Origin of the sequence: Chloracidobacterium validum (assembly GCF_018304825.1) — a bacterium.
In the GTDB taxonomy this organism is placed as follows: domain Bacteria; phylum Acidobacteriota; class Blastocatellia; order Chloracidobacteriales; family Chloracidobacteriaceae; genus Chloracidobacterium; species Chloracidobacterium validum.
Map to the genome: position 1 here is coordinate 510,795 of NZ_CP072648.1, position 24,079 is coordinate 534,873.

Below are 24,079 nucleotides of genomic sequence, written 5' to 3' on the forward strand. Positions count from 1 at the left end.
TTGTCAGAGCAAGGTTTAGGTTTCAGGGATGTCTTCACAGCCCAGCCTCTTTCCGCAAGATGTCGGCCTTGTCAGTGCGTTCCCAGGTAAAGCCTTCTTCGTTGCGCCCAAAGTGTCCATAGGCGGCGGTCGGCGAGTAAATCGGGCGCTGGAGATCAAGCGATTCGATGATACCGCGTGGTGTCATCTTGAAGTGAGACCGGATGAGTTCGACGATTGTGCTGGACGGAACCCGGCCTGTTCCAAAGGTTTCAACATAGACAGAAACTGGCTCTGCCACGCCGATGGCGTAGGCCAGTTGCACCTGGCATCGCTCAGCCAGCCCTGCCGCCACGACGTTTTTCGCCACATAGCGGGCCAAGTAGGCTGCTGACCGATCGACTTTCGTTGGGTCTTTGCCCGAAAAAGCCCCGCCACCATGTGGCGCATAGCCGCCGTAGGTATCCACGATAATCTTGCGGCCGGTCAAACCCGTATCGCCCATGGGGCCGCCCACCACGAAGCGCCCGGTTGGATTGATATGGAACTTGGTATCGGCGTCGAGGAGCCCATTGGTCATGACGTGGCGGATGACATGCCGCTCGATGTCACGCCGTAAATCATCCGTTTTGACTGACTCCGCATGCTGGGTTGAAACCACGACGGCTGCCACGCGATGGGGCTTGCCATCCCGATACTCGACCGACACTTGGGCTTTGCCATCCGGGCGCAGGTAATCCAGCGTGCCATCCCGGCGGACTTCGGCCAGGCGCTGCGTCAGGCGATGCGCCAGTTGAATGGGCAACGGCATGAGTTCCGGGGTTTCCGTGCAGGCGAAGCCAAACATGAGTCCCTGATCACCGGCCCCGCCGGTGTCCACCCCCATGGCAATATCCGGTGACTGGGCATTGATGGTCGAGATAACCGAACAGGTCTTGGCATCAAAGCCATATTCGGCATTGTCATAGCCGATCCGCCTGACCACCTCCCGCGCCACCGTTGGGAAGTCCACATAGGCCGTCGTCGTAATCTCTCCGGCAATGACCACGAGGCCGGTTGCCAGGAGCGTCTCACAGGCTACCCGACCGTTGGGATCGAGCCGCAAAACTTCATCGAGAATGGCATCGGAGATTTGGTCGGCCATCTTGTCTGGATGACCTTCGGTAACTGACTCAGAAGAAAACAGAAAATCACTGCTGTTCAAAGCATATCCTCCACGAACCGCGCGGGCTTTGGATGCAGGCCGCGTGGTTCGTCCCTGAACCAGTGAACACCGTGCGCGGCTGCATGTAACCAGAAACCATGACTAAAATCGGGCTGAGCAAAACTCAAAGTTGACAACCGTAACATGTGAAACAAAAAAAGCCAACCTATCCGACAGAGACCGCCCAAGCTGACGTCCGGCGACCACCGATGCTTCCACCTTACGCTGCGAAGTGATTTGAAATCATCACGGTTTTGTGGAGATTTACCAGCCTATGGGGGATTGGCTAAGGGGGTGAACGCGCCGCGTCGGTCTTGGCCAGCAAGTTCCGCCAAGCCACTTCAAGCACTGGGCTTCAACCACGTGAGAAACGCCTTTATGTCAAACGATATGCGTCGTTCCCTGAGCGGGGCGATCTGGAAACGTGCGATGCCATCGGAAACGGATGTTCACCGACTGGCAACAGAGCTGGGTATTTCCCCACTGGTCGCGGCCTGCCTGGTCAACCGGGGCATCACCACGCCGGAACGGGCAACGGCCTTTCTCGCCCCAGACCTAGCGCATATTCCCGACCCGCAACCGATGTGGAATCTGGACGAAGCCATTCGCGTCCTGACGGGTGCGCTTAGTCGCCGTGAACGGGTTCAAATTGTTGGGGACTACGACTGCGATGGCACGACCGGACTCATCACGCTCCGCAATGTGTTGCGCTTGCTTGGTTCGGAGGATGACTGCGTTTCGTACTATGTCCCGGACCGTGAGCGCGAAGGCTATGGACTCAACCCAGGCATCATTGAACGGGCCGCCGCCGCCGGGGTTCAAGTTCTGGTGTCGGTGGATATTGGCATCACTGCCCATCAGGAATGGGACATGGCGCGCGAGCGGGGCATAACCGGTGTGTGCCTCGATCATCACACGGCACTGGGCAGTCGCGTTCCGTCCAGCGCCATTGTGGTCTGCCCCAAGCAGGCAGGTGATCCCTACCCGGAAAAGGACCTCGCCGCCTGTGGCTTGGCCTGGCAAATGGCACGCGCCTTGCTCGACGAACGTCCCAACGGCGCAGCCATCTTGCGGTCGCTCACCAAGCTGGTGGCGATTGGCACCTATGCCGACCTCGTTCCGCTTTCGAGTTTGGCCAATCGGGCAATCGTGGCGGAAGGTCTCCGCGGCCTCAACCAAGGCTCGAAAAATCCCGGACTGGCAGCCTTGATGGAGGTTGCGCGGCTCGACCAACGGGTGATTGGCGCCAGCGATCTGGGCTTTCGGCTTGGCCCGCGCATCAATGCCGCCGGACGAATCGAAGGGACGACCCTGAGCGTGATCGAGCTATTTGATAGCCACACCCTGGAGGAAGCTCGCCCGCGCGCGCAGCAGATTGATGCGTGGAACACCGAACGCCAGGACGTCCAGCGGCGTCTCGTGGAGCAGCTCGAAAAACGAATCACCGATCAGGCCCAGGATGACTTCGTTTACGTTCTGGCCGGCGACCATGCGGACGGCTGGAAGCAAGGCGTGGTCGGCATTGCCGCCTCGAAGGTCGTGGAAACCTATCACCGCCCGGCGCTGGTGTGCAGCCTGCGGGATGGCATCGCCCATGGCTCTGGGCGGAGCATTCCGCAGTTCAACCTCATCGAGGCGCTCCAGTGGGTCGGTAGCGACGGCTTATTTCTTCGCTATGGCGGACATCCGGCCGCGGCCGGTTTTTGCCTGCCCGTCGAGCGCCTGCCCGAACTCCACCGTCGGCTGAATGAGTACGCGCGGCAGACACTCACCCCGGATGATCTCATACGCGCCTATACCTACGATGGCAACTTGCCGCTGGCTGACCTGACGGTTGCCTTCGTGGAAAGCCTGGCACGCCTTGAGCCACATGGCATCGGCAATCCGGCCCCGCGGTTTGTTGTGCGCGGACGGATTCTTGAACAGCGCGTTCTGAAAGACCTGCACCTCAAGCTCATTCTGGCGGATGACCAAGCCCGCATCGAAGTTCTCTGGTGGAACCAGCACGGATACGCCGGGCAGTTGCCAAAGCACACCTTGGTTGAGGTGCTGGGACGCCCTGACATCAATGTGTGGAATGGGAATCGGACAACCCAGTTTATCGCCACGGATATCCGACTGGCGTGAACGGTCCGCGCCGGCCCGCGATGGCGCTGACCGGCCGCTGCTCGCCAGCGTCGCTCAGTCTTTGCTCAAAAGATAGTTTCTGGGCTTTTTTGCGCGACGTTTCCCGACTCACCGGCTTCTCCGAGGTAAACCGGTAAGTGAAAGAAGAACCGTGTGCCAACGCCAATTTGGCTTTCAACCCGCACGTCGCCGCCATGGGCGGCAATAATGCTTTTGACGATTGATAGCCCCAAGCCAAAGCCGACGCCGGTTCGGTTGTTGCGGGACTGCCGATATACGTCGAAAACATAGGGGAGGTCTTCGGGCGGAATCCCCGTTCCGGTATCCAGGATCGATACTTCGACAAAATCCCGTCCGATATTGACGCCCTCACCATTCACGACGGCGACGCTCACCCGAATGCTCCCACCGGGTGGCGTGAATTTGATGGCATTCGAGAGCAGGTTGCTCATCGCGCGTTCGAGCTTGGATGCGTCTCCATAAACCAGTGGGAGTTCGGGGCTAGCGGTGTCAAAGGCGTAGTCAAGGGTTAGGTTGAGCCTCTTTCGTTGGGCTTCAATACAACTTGCCTCCCAGCACGGCCGAATGAAGGTCTGGGGTGTGACCGGTGCGCAGTTGAGTTTGAGCAACCCTTCTTCAGATTGATAGACGTGCTGAATGTTGCTGATCATATCGAGCGCCCGCTGTAGGCTGCTTTGTGAGACGGCGATCAACTGCCGGGAACTATCCTCGATGCTGGCATCGTCGAGGATTTCGAGCACGCTGTGAATGCACGTCAGCGGGGAGCGCAAGTCATGGATGAGCGTTGCCGCAAAGCGCGCTTTGAGCTTGTCCAGTTCACGAAGCTTGATATTCGCTTCGGAGATTTCTTCGTTGAGCCGCCGCAACTCGTCTGCTGCGCGTTTTTGGTCGGCAATGTCACGTAGGGTGATGAGGAACTCAGCCGCGGACTGGTTGAAGTGAATGCCTGCAATTCGCCCGGCACACCACTGGGGTTGCTCGGTTGAAAGCTGAATTCGGGCTTCAAAGCTTGGTCGCTGACTCGCTTTGGTCAGTGAGTCAGCCAGCGCCGCCCGAAGCTTGGGCTGGTCTTCCGGCACAAACCAGTCGAAGAAGTTGCGCGCCATCAGTTGCCCCTTCTCATAGCCAAAATCAACCCGGTTAAGGTCATACACGCGGCCGTCCTGACTGATGTGCGCCACCATGTCCGGCAGCCCCATGAACAACGCGCGGAAGCGCGCTTCACTATCCATGAGTTGAGACTGAAGGTGCTTGGCGCTCGTCACATCCTGGCACAGTAGGGCGATATAGCGTTGCTCTCCGACATCCACGGCCATGGCTGTCAACGCAATCTGGCACAGGTGGCCGTGTCGCACGCGCAGTGTTGTTTCAAGTTGCTCGCTATGGGGGCACTGGCGAAGTGACTGAACCATCAAATTGGGCAGCGTTTCGTCCAACCATAAGCCAAGGTCGTCTGGCCGCTGACCAATCAGCTCGTCGGCGCTGTAGCCTGTCATCTGAGCAAAGGCGGCATTGACTGCCGTGAAACGCAGGCTCCGCGCCGAAACCATGCAGCAGCCAATCGGGTTTTGGTCGAAAAACTTCTGGAAACGCTCCTCATTTTCCCGGCGGGTCAGCCCAAACAGCTTGTAGTACGTCACATCCCGCATGAAGCCAACGCCATACGTTATGCGTCCGGTCGCATCCCGGAGAACAAACGCCGTTTCGCGCACCCAGCGCAGTTCCTCGTTGGGGCGGATGATTCGGTACTCGATTTCCCAGTCGTAGCTCTCGACTGGCGACTGCCAGCGGGCAACTCGGATGGCGCGGTCAAGCGGATGCAGGCGGTCATGGAGTTGCTCTGGGTTTTCTGTCGCGGCTGCCAGCGAAATGCCCCACAGTGACTCAAAGCCATTCCCCAAAAAGGTCACGCCCCCATCGGGCAGCCCCCGGAGCCAAACGGCATCGTGGCTTTGGGTAAGGATTTGATACGGTAGGCTTGATTCGATTTCCCCCGATAACCACGTTGGCGGGGACGTTTGGGGTCTGGAATCGGGCATAGGCGTGACTCATGACAAAGCTGTTAGCTTTGGGCTGACGGAACGTTCTGCGACAGACCACACGCCTGGTCGGTAGAGGTAGTCAATTTCGCTTTTGGTACGGTATGTCTAGTGCGTTGGTAGGCATACAACCCTGACCCAACAAGCGGGATGGCAATTGCGAGACGCTGAAACAAGAACTACAAAGCGAACTTTACACCTTGAGTTGCCCCTCGCGTAAGCAGAAAGATGAAGAGGACTGGAATGGAACTCGCTTCCATTGAAGAAGCCATTGCTGAGTTACAGGCCGGGCGCACCATCATCGTCGTGGATGACGAAGACCGGGAGAACGAAGGCGATCTCGTCTGTGCCGCGGAAAAAGTCACCCCAGACATCATCAACTTCATGGCGAAGTATGGTCGGGGGCTGATTTGTCTTTCCCTGACCGAGGAGCGTTGCGACGCCCTTGACCTCCCCTTGCAGGTGACAAACAACACCTCCGGCTTTGGCACGGCCTTTACGGTTTCGATTGAAGCGAAGCGCGGGGTCACGACCGGGATTTCGGCCGCCGACCGCGCCACGACGATCCTCACCGCCGTCAACCCGGCCACGCGCCCGGCGGACCTCGCCCGACCGGGGCATGTTTTCCCCTTGCGTGCGCGGCGTGGCGGCGTCCTAGTGCGTCCGGGGCAAACCGAAGCCAGTGTGGATTTGGCCCGCATGGCCGGGCTGACACCGGCTGGCGTCATTTGTGAAATCATGAACGACGACGGGACGATGGCGAGACTGCCGCAGCTCATCGAATTTGCCCAACGACATGGGCTGAAAATCGTCTCGGTTGCCGATCTTATCCGCTACCGCCTGGCCAACGAAATTCACGTGCGCTGCACGGCTGAAGCCGACGTGACGCTTCCATGTGGAAAATTTCGCGCCATGACCTTTCGGAGCGATATTACTGACGAAGTTCACCTAGCGTTGGTCATGGGGCAACCAGCCAGCCTGGATTCAGCTCTGGTCCGGGTTCATTCGCAAACGCTGCTGGGGGATGTGTTTGAGGTAGCAGGCGATGAGGCTGGTCACTGGCTTCGGTTGGCGCTCGACAAAATCGCCTCGGAAGGCGCTGGCGTGCTGCTCTATTTGCGGCAAAAACAAGCTGGAACCCACCTCGAAGAACACCTGCGCGCCATTGCCCGCGGGGAATCCATCATTCATGGGAACGTCCGCGACTATGGCACCGGTGCGCAAATTCTGCGCGCGCTAGGGCTGCACCGAATCCGGCTTCTGACCAACCATCCCCGGCGGCTGACAGCGCTGGAAGGCTTTGGGCTGGTCTTTTTAGACACGGTGCCGCTCGATGATTGAGCGACGGCGGTTGGCAACCATCGCTGGGCTGGTTGGCCTGGCCTGCGCAGTGCGGTTGGGCGTCCGATTGGCGCGTGGCGAAGCCACATTCTGGGAACAGAGTTACGGCTTTTATTTCGAGCTGGCCCAGAAACTTGTCCGTGAGCAGAGTTTTTGCCTGGATGCGGTGACGTGCGCCTATTGGACGCCCCTGTATCCGGCATTTTTGGCGCTTGTTACCGCCGGCGAACGGAACTTTCTGGCAATTGCAATGGCGCAATCCCTGGTCGGTGGACTGACGACGTGGTGCGCCTACGAACTGGCGCGGCTGTGGTTCGACGCGCGGGCAGGCTGGATGGCCGCCGGGCTGACGGCGCTTTATCCCTACTTCGTTGTCCATGACACGGCGCTGCAGGAGACCGGACTCTATACGGCAGCAACCGCGGCGGCGACCTTGGCCCTAGCCCGGATTCCAATCGCGCAACACCGGTTTCGTCAGGCCGGGCTGGCCGGGGCCTTAACGGGCCTGGCCATCCTTGTGCGCCCATCTCTGACGCCTTTCGTGCCGTTGGCGCTGGTGTGGTTGGGTCTGAGCTGTCAGGAACAGGCATCGCGCCGCTGGAAGCTGGTTGGCGGGTACGCGCTGGCATTGGCGCTCGTTTTGCTGCCGTGGATTGTCCGCAACGCCTTCGTTGTGGGACGACCGACACTGACGACGCGCCTCGGGTATTCGCTGTGGGCTGCGCACAATCCCCACACGTTCACGCACTACCCAAGCGGGAGCATTGACCGCAGTACCGAAGCTGCCTGGGCCGCGATGACGTCGGATGAACTGGCCGCCGTCAGCCGGGCTGCCCTCCGTGAAACGTCCTTCGATGACTGGTTTCGGACACGGGCCTGGGCTTACATCCGCGCACACCCGGACGTCGCTGCCTGGGGAGCGTGCCGAAAACTGGGCGCGGCGTTTTGGTGGCGACTGAATCCGCTCAAGGGCCCACGTGAACAATGGGTGTACGGCTTGTCCTACGGGTCGGTGATGCTGCTGGCCGGGATGGGCGTCTGGCAACTCGGACGCCGTAAGCAATGGCTTCCCATTTGGCTGTGCGGCGCGCATGTCGCGGCGTTCTGCTTGGTGACGGCCGTCTTTTGGGCACATACCAGCCACCGGAGCTACCTGGACGTGTACTTTATTGTCTTGGCTGGGGGGGCGTTGGCATCAATCCGACGTGCTGTATCGCCCCGCTAAGTCTTGGTTTTCGATGGACTCCCGTTCACAGAATGTCAGTCAAGAAACGGCGGATGTTCTCCACAGCCTGCCGGCAAGCTTCAAACGGTGCGTCACGGTGCGTCACCAAGCGGACCGTCGTGGGTGAGGCTGGGCCAGCTAGGACACCATAGGGCTTTAGCCGTTCACAAAACGCAGTCGCTGTAAGTCCGGTTTGCGTTACGTCGCACATCACGATGTTGGTTTCAACGCGGGTAATGTCAACGTGCAGTCTGGGGAGGTTGGCTAGTTCGGCGGCAAGCCAAGTAGCGTTGGCGTGGTCGGCGGCCAGGTATGCCGGGCCTTCCTCGAGTGCGACCAGCCCGGCAGCGGCCAACACGCCGGCCTGCCGCATCCCGCCACCGAACATCTTACGGACAACCCGCGCCCGTTCGATGAAGGCCTGTGTCCCAAAAATGAGCGATCCGGCAGGCGCACCCAGGCCTTTGGAAAGGCACACCATCACACTTGAAAATCCCTGCGCCAGTTCGGCGACCGTCCGTCCCAAGGTGACGGCCGCATTGAACAGGCGCGCCCCATCCAGATGCACCGGGAGGTTGCGCGCGGCAGCTTCGCGCAGAATCCGAGTCATTTCAGGCAGGTCGGCGACGGTTCCCCCATGCATATTGTGGGTATTTTCAAGGCAGATCAGCGCCGTTTGGGTGCGGTAGTACACGTTGGGTTGGATGGCCGCCGCAATGGCTTCCCAAGTGGGAAGCCCGCGTTCGCTAGGCACGAGGCGCGGCACAAGCCCCGACACGGCTGCCAGCGCGCCAAGCTCCCACTCGTAAACATGAGCGCGTGACTCGACGATGATTTCGCTTCCCGGTGGAGCATGCAAGCGTAGGCAAATCTGGTTGCCCATAGTGCCGGTCGGAACAAACAGGGCTGCCTCGAAGCCAAGGAGCGCCGCCGCGCGCACCTGGAGTTCGTTGACAGTCGGGTCTTCGAGATATACGTCATCCCCAACGGCAGCACGGTACATCGCCTCGCGCATGGCGGGCGACGGACGTGTCACCGTATCACTGCGTAAGTCAACCAGAGCGTTGGAAGGTGCCATGAAGAGAAAGGCCTTACCGAGTTCAACGGATGAGATCAGCCCAACGTTACCACCGTTTGAGGCCGTTTATGCCGTGGTGCGGCAGATTCCACCCGGTCGTGTCCTGACCTATGGTCAAATCTCACACCTGATCGGAGAACGGCTTTCGGCGCAGGGCGTCGGGTGGGCGCTGCAAGCTTGCGCGGCGCATCCCACGGCTGTTCCGTGGCACCGCGTGGTCAATGCGCGAGGTGGCGTCAGCACCGGCAAGTTGTCACTTCACTTGGCTAATGAGCAAGTGGCGCGACTTGAAAGCGAGGGTGTCGTCTTTCGGCAAGATGGAACGCTCGATCTCTCTGTCTATGGCTGGCTGCCCCGCTAGGTGGCCGGCAAAGGCTGAACTGCGTCCAGGAGGCGTCTTTGCGAGACCAAGCTGACGGTGACGGCTACGTACACCGCTGGGTCGGAAGTTGGACTACCCAATCTCCGCGCGTTTTTTATGATGGGTGTAAGGCTTCACGTCGCCTTGGCTGGTCAGTCCGCGATGTGGCCAAGCTTTGCTTACGTTTTGAGACTCTGTTGCCATGCCGAAAATTTACGACATCGAGTACACCCCTAACCCGGCAGCCCGAAAGATCGTGCTCAAAGAACCCATCACGGCACCGGGTGTTTCGCTCAGTTTTTCAAATCCACAAGATGCCGCGGCCCATCCTTTGGCGGAGGCACTCTTTGCTATTCCACATGTGAAAAGCGTCTTCATGATGGACCGTTTCATTACCATCAACAAAGATAATGAAGTGGAATGGGATGATCTGCTGCGCCAGGTGGCTATCCCGATTCGGGCGGCCGAACCCGTCACGGCCGGAAGCGCTCCAGCGGCGCCATCGGCCAAACGCGGAGAAAACCCAGACATTGACCGTATCAATGACATACTTGATGCTCGGATTCGCCCTGGCCTCGCTGGCGATGGTGGCGGGTTGGAGGTGGTCAGTTACAGCGACAATACCTTGGCGGTGCGTTACCAGGGGGCCTGTGGGAGTTGCCCCAGTTCGATTTCGGGCACACTGTATGGCATTCAAAGCATCTTGCGTGACGAGTTCAACCCCGAACTAACGGTGATTGCTGTCTAGCGGACGGCTCGTATGAGCCGCCCGCTTGCTTGGCTGTTTGGCTTGAAGGGAGCTGCGTTAGCGTATTTGGTCGAGAACTTGGCAGACCAAACGGCTGCGCTCGGCGGACACACCGCCGCGGACGATGGTTGAAATCCGCCCCTGTCGGTCTATGACAATCATATTACAAACATCGCTTTGGCAGTGGTACATGTCGGCTACACTCCCGCCCCAGTCCAACAGAACGCTTTTCGGCGCACGACTCCGCAGTTGGCTACGGATGATCGGACGAATCGGGCTTGGCACGCCACGGAGAATTGCGATGCCTTGGATTTCGATGCTGTCGCCATATCGCTGGTATAGCTCACGAACCCACGGTTCGATTTGCTCCGAGCCGCCCCGGTCGCCAAGCATGAGCACCAGCGGCTTGGTGGTCGGAAAGGCGATGGTGCGCGGACGGTTGTACTGATCGGTAAGGGTAAAGGACTGTGCTTGGACGCCAACCAACCTATCGGCAGCTAGAACACCGATGTGTTGCCCAGGTAAGGGCGTGAGAAAAGAAGCCAAGGTGAAAAGTACAGTCAGAAGTGCCACGAGCCAAGGCCCGGCAGCCGCTCGGCGAATCATCGTAAAGCGTACCCTCCAATCTTTTTCTGGGATTAATGCCTAGGTTTCTGCTGACCTTGCGTGCCAGCATAGCGAAAACCTACGCCCAGACAGTGAGCGTAAGCTTACGAAGGCATCTTTCGGGCTGGCGTTGCCTAAAGACCCACGGCGACCTGCCTGCCCGCTGCCTTACTTGGCTGTAGCCGTGATCTCAGGAGAGATAGAAAGCAGGTCGCGCAACATGGCGGCGGCCGTCCCAACTGGCCCGTCCTCCATGCTGAAGGCCGTGGTACGTCCGAAGATGTCACTCTGATAGACGATACCGGCTTCCTGCATGCCGAGCCGGGCCAGTGGGTGAGACGCCGGTACGGTCGTTGGGCGGACGCTCAAGGCATACCGCCCCCCGGTGCTCCGTTCCGCTTTCGCCAACAAAATCAGGTTGCCCCCTGCGTGACGAGCGCGATGGATGTCATCTGGCGTGACATGTGTGATGCCTTCAACCGCAATATCAGAAAGTCGGGTTGGCTGACGCAGGACGGCATTGGCCAGAATGAGGAGTTTATTGGCGGCGTCCCAGCCCTCGACATCGAGTGTGGGGTCGGGTTCGGCAATCCCGATACGTTGGGCCTCGGCAAGGGCCTCCGCATAGGTTTTGCCTTCACCCATCATCGTGAGCATGACCTGGGTTGTGCCGTTGAGAACGGCCTCAATCGTCGCAATTTCGCCGCCGGCTAGGTCACGCCAACCAAGGTTGACACTGGGCAGCGCACCGGCCACCGCGCCGCTGAAGCGCAAGCGTGGCGCATGCCGGTCGCCTGACCAATCGCTGAGCCGAGCTAGTTCATCAAAGGCCACGACCAGCGCCCCCTTGCTGGCCATGACGACGTGCGTGCCACGTTGTAGCGCGGCGCGGATCACATCCAACCCAGGTTGTCCGGTGTGAATGTCCGTGGGGGTCGCTTCAAACAGTACATCGGCAGCAAGCTGCTCAATAGCCGCCAGCGTGTCACTGGACTGGATGTCGCCGCCGACCAGTTGAATGACACCTTGTTTGGCGCGTTTGCAAGCCACAATGGCTGCCGGGTCAAGGCCTTGCGCACAGGTGATGCACCCGGAGGCGTCGGCGACGGCGACAAACTGAAGGACAACGCCATACCGTTCGCGGAGCAACGCGGCTCGGTTGGGAAGTATCTCGAGAAACGTGCGACCGATATTGCCTAGTCCGGTCAACATGCAGCGAAGAATGCGTGTTTCCATAGGATTTCTGACAAGCTTGCGATCTGGCGCGGTTGACTTTGGGGTAGCCTAGAGAGGCAAGCCGTGAATTGACGTTTAGGATTTGGTTTGCTAGCTTACCTTGCCCTAATGATTTGGAAGAGGCAAGCGGGCGGTTAGTCTCAGTTGGTAGAGCACTCGCTTCACACGCGAGGGGTCACAGGTTCGAGTCCTGTACCGCCCACCATTTCTGTTACGTCTGACGATCCTCTGCCGGCCCCGGGATCAAGTATGTGAACCGTGGCCTTACCATAGCAGACCATCTCGGCCAGGAAAAAAGCAATAGAGCCGGGTGTTAGCCATTGCCCCATCTGAGCACGTCGCTGGGAATCCAAGTGAGCAAAGGCTTGTACGCGGTGTTATTGAGCGCCAGTCGGAACGACACCCCTCCGCGAGCCGGAACATAGAGGTTTCGTTTCTTCAGCGCATTGGCCCTGCTTACGGGGTTCCTCACCTAAGCCGGCTGACATCTTTGGAGAACTCGCGCTAACTGGAGCACTTGTGTTTGTTGTGCAAACCCGCTATGCCATGAACCGGCGCTTGCGGTGCGTCGGGTAGAGCGCCGACAAGTTGGCAGCGAGCTGAGACTGCGGTAATTCTGAAACCATTGGGAACTTTAGATGAACGAGCGCGTTTAACATGGTCAAACTGCGCCATTGTGCGTTGCCTTGTATCAAGTGGCGACCTTTCGCGCGAGGAAAGAGTGTCAATGTCTCGTCTGATGAGTAGCGCCCTAGACTATCCCTTGCCAATTGAGATTCAACGAGTCGTGACGGTAGATGCCGCCAGCGACCATGAACTGATTGCGGCAGTGCAGGCCGGGGATGAATATGCTTTTCAAGAAATCGTCCGACGCTACCGAAATCCCATCACGAACTTTATCTTTCGGATGCTCGATGACTATGACCGGGCCGTAGAGTTGGCGCAGGAAACCTTTCTGCGGGTGTATGCCAATGCGGCGCGCTATCGGGCGACGTTTCATTTTTCCACCTACATCTACCGGATTGCGACCAACTTGGCGATCAGCGAGTTGCGGCAACGTCGGCGTCGTAAGCTGGTTTCACTCTTTACACCCTGGGCGCGTCACGATGATGAGGAAGAGTCTCCACTTGATATTCCTGATGAGCGCCCCTTGCAGGATAGCGACCTGATTGAACGTGAACGTCGGACTGCTGTGGCGCGCGCCATTCAAACCTTGCCGGAGAAGTACCGCGCAGCACTCGTGCTGCGCGATGTCGAGGGGCTGAGCTATGACGAGATAGCCGGCATCTTGAAGATTTCCGAAGGAACCGTGAAGTCACGCATCAACCGGGCCCGTGGGTTGCTGCGTGATAAGTTGCGCGCCTACCTATGAGTTACGTGCCGGGCCGCCAGGAGTGATCGTTATGGCAAAGTGCCAAGTGATCCGTCGTCAACTAGAAGCCGTCGAACATGAACCTGATGCTCACTTGCCGGCCGAAGTCGGAGAACACCTCGACCAGTGTGTTCACTGCCGGGCCTATGTGGTGCAGATGCAAACCTTACGAACACTTTTGTCCGAGCAACCACGGGTGATGCCACCGGCGACGTTCGATGCTGAAATCCGCTTGCGCTTGGGCCGCGAAGCCCATCGTTTTCGGGAACCTTTTTTGGCGTGGATTCCAACGCCTGCCTTGGCTGTCTTGGCAGTGGCCGTTGTCGTGACCAGCGCACTGGCCGTTCGTTCATCCATGCAAATGGTTTTGCAGTCTCCACCCACCGTGGCCGAGGCGGTTGCCCTCCCGACCCTGCCTGAACGAGCGCTGGCCACCGCACTCAGCGTTCAGCTTGCCAGTAGCTTGCCTCCGGCACCGATATCCACTGCTACCCCCCGGATGACCTTGACGCCTTCCCGCTTGGGTCGGGCTACCTCCACGACGACCCGCCGGACCGGACCCGCGGCTGACGCGAATGGGGTGGTCGTCCTGTGGCGCGGACGCACGGGTGAGCGGGTCATGCGCTTGCCATCCGTCGTCTATGGCGTGCAACCGGTGCTGGAGCGCCGTTCCGCGGCCGAGGGAGAGTCATCTGACAACTCCGTGTTTTAGGGTGTCCCAAAACACTATGTCCTATTGTGTACGTGTGCTTGCCGTGAGTTCCTTGGTGGGTGCGCTGCTGGGGAGTGTCATTGGATACGCCCAAGTCGGCGAGCGCTCACGCGATGAATCACCATCATTTCGCAAGGCCGAACCGCCGGTTGTCGGGCGCTGGATGGTTATCGTCACGCACCATGTGACCATGGGCGAGTTGACCGCAACGGTGGAAGATGCTTCGACGGCCGCCGTTCTGGACGGGACTTGCGCGCCGACGGATGTCATCCTGACCAATGTCACCACGGGGATCGTGGTGGATGACGAAGGGCATGTCCTCACGCAACTGGTCAACTTGCCACCCGACCACGCCAATCCGACAATCATGGTCCAGACCCAGGACCACCAGGAACTTCGCGCCAAGTTTATTGGACGGGATGGCGCAACCGGCATGTGCGTCCTTCAGGTGCCAGGGTTGACGTTGCCGTCGCCGCCGATGCACTCGCTTATCCCGGCAAAAAAGAAAGCCCTGGCGCGGGATTCGCGCCTCTCGGTCAAACCCTCCATTCGTATCATGATGCCGCTGTTTCAGCGCATGTCTGAGCGCCCGGTTCGCGGTCGGCCAGACAGTGGCGCGCTGCAAATTGTGTGGGATGAGATTGCAGCGGACTCAGTAGATGACGCCCCCTTGGCGTTGCCTGTCGAAGCCAACTGTGGGGTTGCCGTTGATCAGCAAAATCGGCTGGTGGCAATAGTGCAGCCGAAGGGCAAGCGGCTACAGGTGTGGCCGATTGAAGATGCCAAGCGGGTCACGCGCCGCATCATCGCTGCCGGGCGAAGTGTGCCGCACGGCTGGCTGGGTATCGAAGGAAAAACCTTGACGACATTCCCAGCGCAGGAGCGTGCCAACCTCAAGGTCCGCGCAACCCACGGCGTTGTGGTGACGGCTGTTGTGCCGGGAAGTCCGGCTGAAGAAGCTGGACTGATCCCAGGAGATGTCATTCTGAAAGCTGACGGCCATCCACTTGAGTCACGACGTGAACTGAACGAAGCCGTGGTCAGCCATGCGGCCGGTGAAGTCTTGAATTTGCTTGTGGAGCGGGATGGTCAGCCACAGGTGTATAACGTCACCCTTGGGTCGCCCGAGGAAGTCCCAACCCTTAAGTCTCCACTGCCTGAGCACTTGGCGCTGGGGATCGTGTCCGTTGATCTGACCGCGCAGCTTGCGGCCTTTTTCGGCGTCACAGAGGGGCTTCTCGTTACGCACGTCTTCCCAGAAAGTCCAGCATCTGCCTCCGGCCTGCGCTCTGGTGATGTCATCATCGCGCTCGACGGCAAGGCCGTTCGGCGGGGTGAAGACCTGGCGACGGGGCTGCTACGGGTGGTCAGTCAGGGGGCTGGAGCCGCCGTCACGCTAGAAATCATCCGTGAACGGAAAGTGCAGCAGTTACCCCTGTCGCCGCTTGACCCGCTGCCAAAACTTTGAGACCCGGCTGCGATGGTGACGGGCTGATGGTCCAGGCGCTAGGTTCGCGCAAGAGTCGTCCAACCAGGGCTGAGTGCAAGCCATGCCCAGACCGCTCGGCCGTGATACGCCCTTGAATAGGCATGCCGAGCAGGGCAAAGTCGCCGAGAATATCGAGTACCTTGTGCCGGGCAAACTCATCAGGAAAGCGCAGTGGCTCTGGATTGAGCATCTTGTCAGCATCCAAAACGATGGCATTCGCTAGCGTCGCTCCCCGCACCAGACCGTGCTTGCGCAGCGCTTCGGCTTCTGCCAGAAAGCCGAAAGTTCGGGCCGGGGCGATAGCCTGGCAATAAGTTGCCGGCGTGACCTCGCAGATGAAGGTCTGGCGACCGATGCAGGGGTGGTCGAAGTCAATTGTGCTTTCAATGACGAAGCTGTCGTTCGGCTCGATGCTGATGCGCCGATTGCCTTCCGTCACTTCGATTCGCCGCTCAATGCGTAACACGTGCCGAGGAGCCGCGAGCGACAGGACACCGGCTGCCTCTATCGCCGCGACAAAGGGAAGCGCACTCCCGTCGAGGATGGGCACTTCACAGTTCGTGACATCCAAAATCGCATTGTCAATGCCACAGCCATAGAGCGCGGAAAGCACATGCTCAACGGTAGAAACCATGACGCCGGCCCGCATAAGGGTGGTGGCGTAGCTCACATGGGTGACATGGTGTGGCGCAGCCAGAACTTCAAATCCGTTGAGGTCCGCGCGGCGAAAAACATAACCGGTGTCAGGGGGAGCGGGACAAAGCGTGAGTTCGACTTCCTGTCCCGTGTGCAAGCCAATGCCACGGACTGAAACTGCTTGGCGGAGTGTCGTTTGATGGATCATGTAAGGGAAGGTGAATGATGACTGGGACAAATTCAGGTCTTTGGGCAACCTGCTATCCAGAGCTGGAGCAGCTTTCGTGCCACAGCCCAGAAACCGACCTGGTCGCGCTTGTCCTTTGAAATCAAGATGTTAGGCTAGGCTGTAAGCGGCGGTGGCGGGTGCTTGGTGGTCGGTTGTCTGCACTGGATGCGCATTGCGTGAACAATTGGCCACACTAGTTGTTTCGATGTTACCCACAGTGTCCGTTTGGGAGTGATCGCCAGTGGCCGTTCCAGTCAAACCATTCGAGCGCGGAGAAGCGCTTTTTGTAGTCATAGTGGGATGGTTCATGGTAGGCATAGCCGGGGTAATAAAACTTATCTCCGCGCGCCTGCGAATACTCAATCTCAAGCAACATGGTGAAAATCCCCAGACTGTGCTTGGCGTAGTCTGGATCAAAGATGCCATAGACGCTGGAACTCGCTTGTTTCCCTAGATCAAGGAAGCTTTTGGCCACGAGGCGTTCGCCATCATAGACGGCGATTTCCTGGTTGCGACAGGGAACGGAAGCCGGTTCCGATGACAGAAACGAATAGATCGAGGTTGGGATATTTTCAGTGAACCGTTGCTTGTGGCGCTCGAAAAGCAGCTCAGTAGTCGCGTCAATTACCGTTGGTTGAATGATGACACGGAGGTTTCGGTTGCGGCGGCGCACGCGGCGTTGACTTTCCGAGAGGGTGAAGTTCGCCAGCTCAATGCGTAGCGGAAGCACATGTCGAACGCCATCGTTGGTCAAATTGACCCAGTAACGATAGAAATAGGTGCCAAAGTGACGCCAGCCGTGCGCCCATAACACATCCAACTGAGCTGCCGGTACGTAGGATGCTTCAAAGTACTGTCCGTGGGACATAAGCCTCGGCTATGCGCCAACCGGCGGACACCGAACGTTTATTTGCGCTTGAAGACTCGCTTGATGTCAGGCGTGAACTCATTGATGAGATTCGCCACAAAGTTGAACCCAAGCGCTAGGTTGCCAAATCGAACGCCATCCCCGCGGATGGTGTAGCGGCTCGGATACCAGGCAATCTGCGCAAACGCCCCACCATAGTCCGCCGCCAGATTGGCGATGGCCGGACGCACCTTGCCATCGTCATTGTAGGTGACAAAGACAAACGCGAGGGCATGTCCGGTCCGCTTGAAGAAGCCTTTTTTGGCGCTCCGAACATAGCGCGGCTCATGTTTGATGAGCGCAGCCAGCCCTGACTGGATGCTGTTGGTGATGATATTGTTGCCGAACTCGGAGGCCAGGCGGCGGCTGTAACCTTTGATCCCGCCGCCCCACTCTGGAGGCGAATTTCCGGCTTGGGCACCAATTGCCGGACCAGCCGCGCCAAACACAGCCGCCGGGCTCCAGTACGTTGTTCGCAGGTAATACTGCCAGCGCTCTTTTCCACTCAGGGGGTGGTAATCGTCTTCGGAAACCGTGCCCCTGCCCGAAGCAAAGTTGACGCTCGTTCGGTCTTTTTTTTCAGATGGCGTGGCATCTGGGGGGGACGGGGTAGTTAGCGTCCCGCCCCCGTCCTGGACTGTTTCTGCCGGGCGTGGGGCCAGGTCGGTTGCGCGCGCGGGAATATACTGGGCAGCCGCTTGTGTCGTGCCCAAACTCATGAAAAGGGTCAGGGATGAGATGAAAACAATGGCACGCCAATCACTGTGTTGCCAATCACTGCGGTGGAGCATGAGGTTACACTCGCTCAATTGAGACTAGGGGAAGATACGTCGTTGCATTGTGCCGAAGCGCGCGCGAGGATACAAACTCACAACCACTTGGCGCGGTACCCTAGCCAACACCTTGTCTGGGAATCGGCATCAGACGGGTTGTGCCGATTGTTTCTTGAGAAAGGGTCTGGTTCTACAATGGTGAAATGGAGTGCAGGCGCTCAGGAGAAGCGCTCCCGCTGGCGCGGTGGCCGCCTCACCGCTGTCTTTGCGATGCTTCTGGGCTTGGTGGGAAGTGTCCCGTTTGGGATGGCGCAGCAGCGCCCACGAGTGGTTGGCCCGGTGGATACTGCCGCAAATGGCGGGTCCTCAGTTGCGCCGGTCGTTGCCCGTCACAAGTTTATTGTCGGGGAAAAACTCGTCTATGGCGTGCGGGTCAATGTGCCGAGCCTGGGCCTGCGGGACGCGCCGGTTGCCAAGTTCTCAACCGAAATCGTTGAGCGTGGGCAGTTTCATGGGCGTGAAGGGCTGCGTCTCGTCGTTCGCGCCGAAACCACCGGATTTGTCAAGGCAACGCTATTTGATCTCGATGACCGTTTTGTGACCTACCTTGATCCGGCGACTCGCTTGCCCTATCGGGCTGAGGCTGACATTAAGGAGGGGGGACGGGTTGAGCGTACCGTGACGGTTTTCGACCAAGTGAAGCGGACCGCTCAGCTTAGTGATGGCCGTCTCATCAGGTTGAAGAGTGATGTCTATGACCTGGCCGGTCTTTTGTGGACAACCCGCAATTTGGATTTTGATGGAGCGGCCAAGACTGTTCTATCAGCCCTGAATGATCGGAATGGCGCTGTGATCATGGTTGAAATCGAACGCCTTGGACGGGAAACTCTCAGGGTTGCCGGCCAGGAAGTGCCGGTTGTGCAGCTTGCGCTGCGTCCTGTGGACGCCACCGGTAAACCCTCTGATGAGCGTAAGATTCGGCTCTGGATTACAGACGACGCGCAACGCTATGCCGTACGTATTACGGGAGGCAACGAGATGGGCGAATTCAAGGCCGAACTCTCCCGCTTTCCCAACCAGTCACCGGTTGCCGAGTAGCTGGTGTCAGTGGTGGCAGGTCGTGCAAGTATGGACAAAGCGGTGGTTGGTTAGGTTTGCGCCGGCAACAAACAGGGCCCCAGTCACCATCCCGGATGTCTCCAGTGACGAGCCTTCATCCACCAGCCACTTGGTGCTGAGAATGAGTCCAAAGCCAAGTGCAAACAACGCCAGCGGTTGGAATCGCCGGTGGCGTTGGTAATAGCTTGGAAGTAGGGTCAAGAGTCCAATCGCTCCCGTAAAGCCGATGAGTGACCACTCAATCCACGGTTCGGTGAGCAGGCTCAGTCCAATCAGGGGCAGCACACCGATGAGCAGTGGCATGGCCAGGCAGTGAATGGCGCAGACAAATGAGGCAGTAGCGCCAATCCAGGTTAGCCGGTCTAACCAAGTCAAGCGGTTGAGCGGTTGACCTGGGCTGGCGGTTGACTTGGACATGTCGCCTCCAATAAGGAAAATTACTGTTTAGTCTGCGGCCACGATACCTATCCGGCGCATCAATCGCAACCGTCCGCGCCGTTTGCTGAGGTTCCTTTCGAGCTACCTTGACACAAGGTTGACGAAGTCCATCTAAGACTCTATGCTAACTAGCTCATTTTGAGTTTAAAGATTTCTGAGGAGATGAGCTAACGCATATGCCAAACAAGGCTTCTGCCATCAAGCGGGTTCGCCAAACGGAACGGCGTAACGTTGTCAACCGCCGTAATCGGAGCCGCTTACGGACCTTTATCAAAAAGTTTCGGGCGGCGCTCAGAAAGCCAACGACTGACGACTTGGCCTTGCTTGAGCCGCAAAAACTCGCTGGGGTCAAGCGGAAAACGGCGACCGGAATTCAGAAAGTCTATTTGGAAGCCATCTCGGTTATTGATAAGTCGGTGCAGAAAGGCGTTATTCACCACAATACGGCATCCCGTTACAAGTCCCGTCTGTGGCACCGCATTGAGTCGGTGTTGCTCCAGCACAAGGCAGGAAGCAGCGCCACTCCGGCTGCCAATGCCTGAGCGGATAGCGCCTTGTGTGGCCTATTGCCTAGCTGTTTGTTCAGCGGCACGGTGGGTCTGGCGAAGTGTTCTAGTGGTTGGGCTAGCCTGGACTTGGCTGCCGACCACCATCAACGCTCAGGAGCAAAGACACCAGTTTTTGTCCGGTGGCAGTGCCGCGACGAAGGTATCGCTTGCTGAAGCCAACTTGGCCCTTGCGGCTCGCTATGCCCCGATTTTCTATCAAGGGTTAGGGGAGACACCGCGTTTCGACTACATTACCAACTTTGATTTTGATGACGACTGGCAGGGGGATAACAACTGGCAAAACGCCGAAGACCCCCGTTTCCCACTCGCGGCGTGGGTGTATTTTTCAGTTTGCGAAACCACAACGCACTATTTCATCCACTACGCCGTGTTTCACCCGCGTGATTGGAAGGGTGGGAATCGGCGTGGGGTAGTGATGAGCGACCTTCTGCGTCTGGGTGCGCGCTACGGGCGGAACTACGATCCAACCGGCGTGGTAGATGACCTAGTGCTCGCCCATGAAAATGACCTAGAAGGCTGTTTGGTGGTGGTTGCCAAAGCGCGCGCCGGGCAGTCCGCAGGCGAGCGGGTTGTTTTTGTTGAGTCGCTCGCCCACAACAAATTCCTGCGCTACCGGCCCGGCTCAGGACAGTCACAGGATACCATTCGACTTGAGAACCAGCGCCCATTGCTCTTTATCGAGCCGCGCGGTCATGGCATCGAAGCCTACCGTGGCAGCCAGCGCCAGCTTCGTGCTTCGGTCAAGGGAACCGTGCGGTATGAATACACCGGACAGCCCGGCGTCCCCGGAGATGGCGACCCGCCGCCGCAGTTGGGCTATGCGTTAGTCCCCATCGAAACCACACTTTGGACCCGTGCGCAATCTGGCCGAAATGAGACCTATGGAGAGCAATTCAATTACGGCACGCGGCATATCACGGTTGGTGGCAGACGCCGCGGGATTTGGCTCGGTGTGCTCGGTTCGGCGTTTCTGGGAACGCATGGCGGGCGCAACATGGCGCGTCCACCCTGGGGGTGGTTTGACCGAAATGAGCGTCACCGTCCCCTTGGTGAGTGGTACTTTGATCCGGCCGTGACCATCAAGCGCCACTTCCAACTGGGCAATAGCTTCTCAACGAGTTATACCGCTCACCCACTGTTGCGGCCGGCAGCCAGCCGTTCTCAGCGCGACTGAAGCGACTGGTCAGCCGTCTGTCCCACCTGGCCCGGCTAAACTGCACCAAGGCTCAACCAGCATCGAGCGGTTGGCGGCTTTCCTGGTTTGGCAACAGCCATGCACCAGCGGGCGTCAAGAACTCAACCCCGGCAAGAAATCGCCCTTCTTCCTCGTCATCGGGCCGGATATTGCGCACCGTGGCTTCGATGGTTTCACTGGCGTCCCCGCGTGTGCCAAAAAGATGAACCCGTTCGCCTAGGGCAAACTCAGTCGCAACGCGCAGCCGCGCGCCAACCAGACTGGTGACTTCGACAACGGCCAGCTCTGCCCAGAGCTTGCGCCGCACGTCATTCGAGACCAGGATGACCGGGTGCGAGGCTGGAAAGCGTGGCGCGCGGCGTTTTCCATTTGGGTCAGGGTCAGGTTCGAGGGCCGGCAGTGGAGCTTTTGGCTTCCGCGAAAATGCCACTTCCTCAATGGCCCGTTGCAGCAGCTTTACGCGGCTTCGTTCGAGGCGCTGCGCTTCCAGAACGTCCCACAGCAGAAGGTGGACATTGGGGTCGGGTGGGTCGCTCCATAGCGCGGCGTAGATGCGCATCAGGGCATCTTCATACTCACCTCGCTGAAAAGCCTGTCGCGCTAACTCAAAGTTCGTTGGTTGCACACGCTCGACGGGGTTAGATGCTGTCGCCATGGGTGTTGTCAGGATTGTCAAGTCTGCGCCAAGCGAAAGTTTCCAGTTTGACATTGACTGATTTTTGCATTGTTACGCTCAATGAGAAAAGGCCAACGCTGTGGCCAGCCGAAGATTGGCATGAGCTTGCTCAGAAGAAGAATCAATCTTGATCGCCTCGGCGAATGCGTGTCGCGCCGCGACGTAATCACCTTGCTCGCCACAAACGCTCCCTAAATTCATCCAGCCGTCAGCTAGGTTGGGATCAAGCGTCACTGCCTGTTCGAGCGCCGCGCGGGCTTCTGCCATACGTCCGAGACGTAGCAGGGTGATGCCATAGCCTGCCCACGTTTGGCCGAGGAACGGGTCACGTCGTAGCGCATCTTCATAGACGGCACAGGCTTCGACGTATTGCCCTCCGCGGTAAAAGCCAGCCGCCGTCTTGGACAAAACGTCGCCAGGAGGAAGGTACTGTTGCTTTCCGGCGGCGTACCAGTCCAGCGCCTCGGCTGTTCGTCCCTGGCGCGCAAGTAAATTCGCCAGCGAAAAATAAGCCTGCCACCCTAGCGGATTACCCGCAATCGCGTCCCGAAACAGGGCTTCGGCTTCAGACAGCCGATCCAGCCGCATGTAAAGCTGACCAAGCGCGGTGCGCGGCGCGGCGCGATGCGCGCCAATTGCAATCGCTTGCTGGAGCGCTGCCTCCGCGGCGGCTAGATTGCCGGAATCTTCATAGACTTTGGCCATGGCCAACCAACTCTTCGGGTTGCCTGGCGCGTCGCGCAATAGCGCCCGGCTGTAGGCTTCGTTGTCCGTCCAGTCTGGATTGCGCGTGATGGTTCGCCAGGACATCAGCCCAAGGATGGTGACACAGGCCAAAATTGCCGCGCGACGACCAGTCGGCGACCGTTCGTAAAGAGTAGCCAGCCCAAGTCCACCCAGAAGGCAAATAGAGAGCGAAGGCAGGTAAAGCACCCGTTCAGCAATGACGAGTCCGGTTGGGACGATGATGTTAGAAACCAGTGAGATCGAAACGAAAAACATCAGGATGGCGAACGCGACCACCGGCTGTCGTCGCCAGGCCCAAATACCAAGACCAATAACGACCACGACGAGGGTTAGTGACGTCGCGACCCGCGGGGTAAGGGTGGCGACTTTCGGGAAAAAGCTGAAATCGTAGAAAGCACAGAGCTTGTAGGGAAAAATAAGCAAGCGGAAGTATTCCACTAGGCCCTGTGACATGGTGAGGATGCGGGTCAGCCAAGGGTCATTGTGAAAGTAGGTTTGGTCGCTTTGCACGCCGAAGCGTCCATTCACGAGCCAGCGCGTGACAATGTTGCTGCCAGCAACCGCCAAAAATCCACTCATCTCAAACAGCAAGCGCTGCCAGTCCTGGCGTGTTTGGAGTCGCCCGGCGCAGAGTTCAGCCAATCCAATAACGCCAATGAGCGTAATGGCACTTTCCTTGGCGTACATTCCCACGGCAAATGCGGCCCACGCCAGCCAGCGCCAGTGCCGACCTTCTCCGGTGCGCAAATAGGCGTGCCAACTGAGAAAACCAAAACTGGCTGCCAGTAACTCCGTGCGTCCCACCACCTGAGTGACGGCCTCAACATGCACTGGATGGGCTGCAAAAAGGAGCGCCGTAAACAGAGCAAGGTGTGACCAGCGCGTGTAGGTGTGAACCAACCCGTACACCAGACAACTGTTGATGGCGTGGAGTAGCAGGTTGACCAAGTGGTAGCCGAGTGGATGGAAGCCGTGAACAGCATAGTTGAGCGCCAGGCTCACGTTGACAATCGGACGGTACGTGGCCAATTCTTCGTAGCCAATGCCCCAGTACGGTTGAGCAAAGACCCGGTAAACATGTGGCAGGTCGCGGATGGCGCGATTGATTGTGACGACAAAGACATCATCTTGCGCGAAGCCACAGTTGAGGCTGTTCGCATAACCAATCACAACCACCAGGGTAATCAAGAGACAAGCCGCACGTGGCGACATCGCGGCTGGCCGACGGTCACGCACGGTGACTTGCACCTCC

22 protein-coding genes and 1 tRNA gene are annotated in these 24,079 nt (G+C 58.6%); 12 read left to right on the forward strand and 11 right to left on the reverse strand.

The genetic code is table 11. From position 1 onward, the window contains the following. Nucleotides 1-34 precede the first annotated feature (34 nt). On the reverse strand, nt 35-1,183 hold the full coding sequence (gene metK / locus J8C06_RS02120) for a methionine adenosyltransferase (protein WP_211429148.1): 1,149 nt from the start codon (nt 1,181-1,183) through the stop codon (nt 35-37). 378 nt (nt 1,184-1,561) lie between these two features. Here metK and recJ point away from each other — a divergent pair, with 378 nt between their 5' ends. After that, nucleotides 1,562-3,310 carry a single-stranded-DNA-specific exonuclease RecJ gene (recJ, locus tag J8C06_RS02125; RefSeq protein WP_211429149.1) on the forward strand — a complete coding sequence of 583 codons (1,749 nt, stop codon included), beginning with the start codon at nt 1,562-1,564 and terminating at the stop codon, nt 3,308-3,310. A gap of 65 nt (nt 3,311-3,375) precedes the next feature. Here the strand turns inward: recJ and J8C06_RS02130 are convergent, their stop codons facing one another. After that, nucleotides 3,376-5,370 (reverse strand): sensor histidine kinase, encoded by a 1,995-nt coding sequence (locus tag J8C06_RS02130; protein ID WP_211429150.1) that lies wholly within the window; start codon nt 5,368-5,370, stop codon nt 3,376-3,378. 243 nt (nt 5,371-5,613) lie between these two features. Between J8C06_RS02130 and ribB the strand changes: the two genes are divergently transcribed. Next, on the forward strand, nt 5,614-6,711 hold the full coding sequence (ribB, locus tag J8C06_RS02135; protein ID WP_211429151.1) for a 3,4-dihydroxy-2-butanone-4-phosphate synthase: 1,098 nt from the start codon (nt 5,614-5,616) through the stop codon (nt 6,709-6,711). After that, nucleotides 6,704-7,936: a glycosyltransferase family 39 protein gene (locus tag J8C06_RS02140; RefSeq protein ID WP_211429152.1), complete on the forward strand. Its 1,233-nt coding sequence runs from the start codon at nt 6,704-6,706 to the stop codon at nt 7,934-7,936. Before ribB ends, J8C06_RS02140 begins: the two co-directional genes overlap by 8 nt. Before the next feature lie 25 nt (nt 7,937-7,961). Here the strand turns inward: J8C06_RS02140 and J8C06_RS02145 are convergent, their stop codons facing one another. After that, entirely contained in the window at nt 7,962-9,014 is a 1,053-nt protein-coding gene (locus J8C06_RS02145) for a threonine aldolase family protein (protein WP_211429153.1), read from the reverse strand. Between J8C06_RS02145 and J8C06_RS02150 the strand changes: the two genes are divergently transcribed. Together J8C06_RS02150 and J8C06_RS02155 are read left to right on the forward strand one after the other, a co-directional pair. Then, nucleotides 9,013-9,375, forward strand: coding sequence for an MGMT family protein (locus tag J8C06_RS02150; protein WP_211429154.1), 363 nt, complete (start codon nt 9,013-9,015; stop codon nt 9,373-9,375). The genes J8C06_RS02145 and J8C06_RS02150 overlap by 2 nt on opposite strands. 202 nt (nt 9,376-9,577) lie before the next feature. Then, the gene (locus tag J8C06_RS02155) at nt 9,578-10,123 is read left to right on the forward strand and encodes a NifU family protein (protein ID WP_211429155.1); all 546 of its coding nucleotides are present in this window, start codon (nt 9,578-9,580) and stop codon (nt 10,121-10,123) included. 57 nt (nt 10,124-10,180) lie between these two features. On the opposite strand, the gene J8C06_RS02160 is transcribed toward J8C06_RS02155, so the two are convergent. Further along, nucleotides 10,181-10,729 carry a TlpA family protein disulfide reductase gene (locus J8C06_RS02160; RefSeq protein WP_211429156.1) on the reverse strand — a complete coding sequence of 183 codons (549 nt, stop codon included), beginning with the start codon at nt 10,727-10,729 and terminating at the stop codon, nt 10,181-10,183. A gap of 168 nt (nt 10,730-10,897) precedes the next feature. Continuing rightward, entirely contained in the window at nt 10,898-11,965 is a 1,068-nt protein-coding gene (locus J8C06_RS02165) for a homoserine dehydrogenase (RefSeq protein ID WP_211429157.1), read from the reverse strand. Nucleotides 11,966-12,093: 128 nt separating this feature from the next. On the opposite strand from J8C06_RS02165, the gene J8C06_RS02170 reads away from it, so the two are divergent. The 4 genes from J8C06_RS02170 (at nt 12,094) to J8C06_RS02185 (ending at nt 15,517) form a co-directional block, all read left to right on the forward strand. Continuing rightward, a tRNA-Val gene (locus J8C06_RS02170) sits at nt 12,094-12,170 on the forward strand. Between the two features lie 522 nt (nt 12,171-12,692). Continuing rightward, complete coding sequence (locus tag J8C06_RS02175) at nt 12,693-13,337, forward strand: RNA polymerase sigma factor (protein WP_211429158.1); 645 nt, start codon at nt 12,693-12,695, stop codon at nt 13,335-13,337. Between the two features lie 31 nt (nt 13,338-13,368). Next, the gene (locus J8C06_RS02180; protein WP_211429159.1) at nt 13,369-14,049 is read left to right on the forward strand and encodes an anti-sigma factor; all 681 of its coding nucleotides are present in this window, start codon (nt 13,369-13,371) and stop codon (nt 14,047-14,049) included. Between the two features lie 16 nt (nt 14,050-14,065). Continuing rightward, on the forward strand, nt 14,066-15,517 hold the full coding sequence (locus J8C06_RS02185; RefSeq protein WP_211429160.1) for a PDZ domain-containing protein: 1,452 nt from the start codon (nt 14,066-14,068) through the stop codon (nt 15,515-15,517). Here J8C06_RS02185 and lpxC read toward each other — a convergent pair. The 3 genes from lpxC to J8C06_RS02200 form a co-directional block, all read right to left on the reverse strand. Continuing rightward, nucleotides 15,453-16,412 (reverse strand): UDP-3-O-acyl-N-acetylglucosamine deacetylase, encoded by a 960-nt coding sequence (gene lpxC / locus J8C06_RS02190; RefSeq protein WP_246602064.1) that lies wholly within the window; start codon nt 16,410-16,412, stop codon nt 15,453-15,455. The genes J8C06_RS02185 and lpxC overlap by 65 nt on opposite strands. Nucleotides 16,413-16,611: 199 nt before the next feature. Further along, nucleotides 16,612-17,271 (reverse strand): GNAT family N-acetyltransferase, encoded by a 660-nt coding sequence (locus J8C06_RS02195; protein ID WP_211429161.1) that lies wholly within the window; start codon nt 17,269-17,271, stop codon nt 16,612-16,614. A gap of 38 nt (nt 17,272-17,309) precedes the next feature. Continuing rightward, nucleotides 17,310-18,101, reverse strand: coding sequence for a hypothetical protein (locus J8C06_RS02200; RefSeq protein WP_211429162.1), 792 nt, complete (start codon nt 18,099-18,101; stop codon nt 17,310-17,312). Between the two features lie 177 nt (nt 18,102-18,278). Between J8C06_RS02200 and J8C06_RS02205 the strand changes: the two genes are divergently transcribed. Next, nucleotides 18,279-19,181 (forward strand): DUF3108 domain-containing protein, encoded by a 903-nt coding sequence (locus J8C06_RS02205; protein WP_211429163.1) that lies wholly within the window; start codon nt 18,279-18,281, stop codon nt 19,179-19,181. Nucleotides 19,182-19,187: 6 nt separating this feature from the next. On the opposite strand, the gene J8C06_RS02210 is transcribed toward J8C06_RS02205, so the two are convergent. Beyond that, the gene (locus J8C06_RS02210; protein WP_211429164.1) at nt 19,188-19,619 is read right to left on the reverse strand and encodes a MerC domain-containing protein; all 432 of its coding nucleotides are present in this window, start codon (nt 19,617-19,619) and stop codon (nt 19,188-19,190) included. A gap of 197 nt (nt 19,620-19,816) precedes the next feature. Here J8C06_RS02210 and rpsT point away from each other — a divergent pair, with 197 nt between their 5' ends. Further along, nucleotides 19,817-20,182 carry a 30S ribosomal protein S20 gene (gene rpsT, locus J8C06_RS02215; protein ID WP_211429165.1) on the forward strand — a complete coding sequence of 122 codons (366 nt, stop codon included), beginning with the start codon at nt 19,817-19,819 and terminating at the stop codon, nt 20,180-20,182. A 139-nt stretch (nt 20,183-20,321) separates the two neighbouring features. After that, the gene (locus J8C06_RS02220; protein WP_211429166.1) at nt 20,322-21,383 is read left to right on the forward strand and encodes a hypothetical protein; all 1,062 of its coding nucleotides are present in this window, start codon (nt 20,322-20,324) and stop codon (nt 21,381-21,383) included. 52 nt (nt 21,384-21,435) lie between these two features. Here J8C06_RS02220 and J8C06_RS02225 read toward each other — a convergent pair whose 3' ends face one another. Together J8C06_RS02225 and J8C06_RS02230 are read right to left on the reverse strand one after the other, a co-directional pair. Further along, nucleotides 21,436-22,113, reverse strand: coding sequence for a PilZ domain-containing protein (locus J8C06_RS02225; RefSeq protein WP_211429167.1), 678 nt, complete (start codon nt 22,111-22,113; stop codon nt 21,436-21,438). Between the two features lie 24 nt (nt 22,114-22,137). Further along, nucleotides 22,138-24,063 (reverse strand): tetratricopeptide repeat protein, encoded by a 1,926-nt coding sequence (locus tag J8C06_RS02230; RefSeq protein ID WP_211429168.1) that lies wholly within the window; start codon nt 24,061-24,063, stop codon nt 22,138-22,140. Nucleotides 24,064-24,079: the final 16 nt, after the last annotated feature.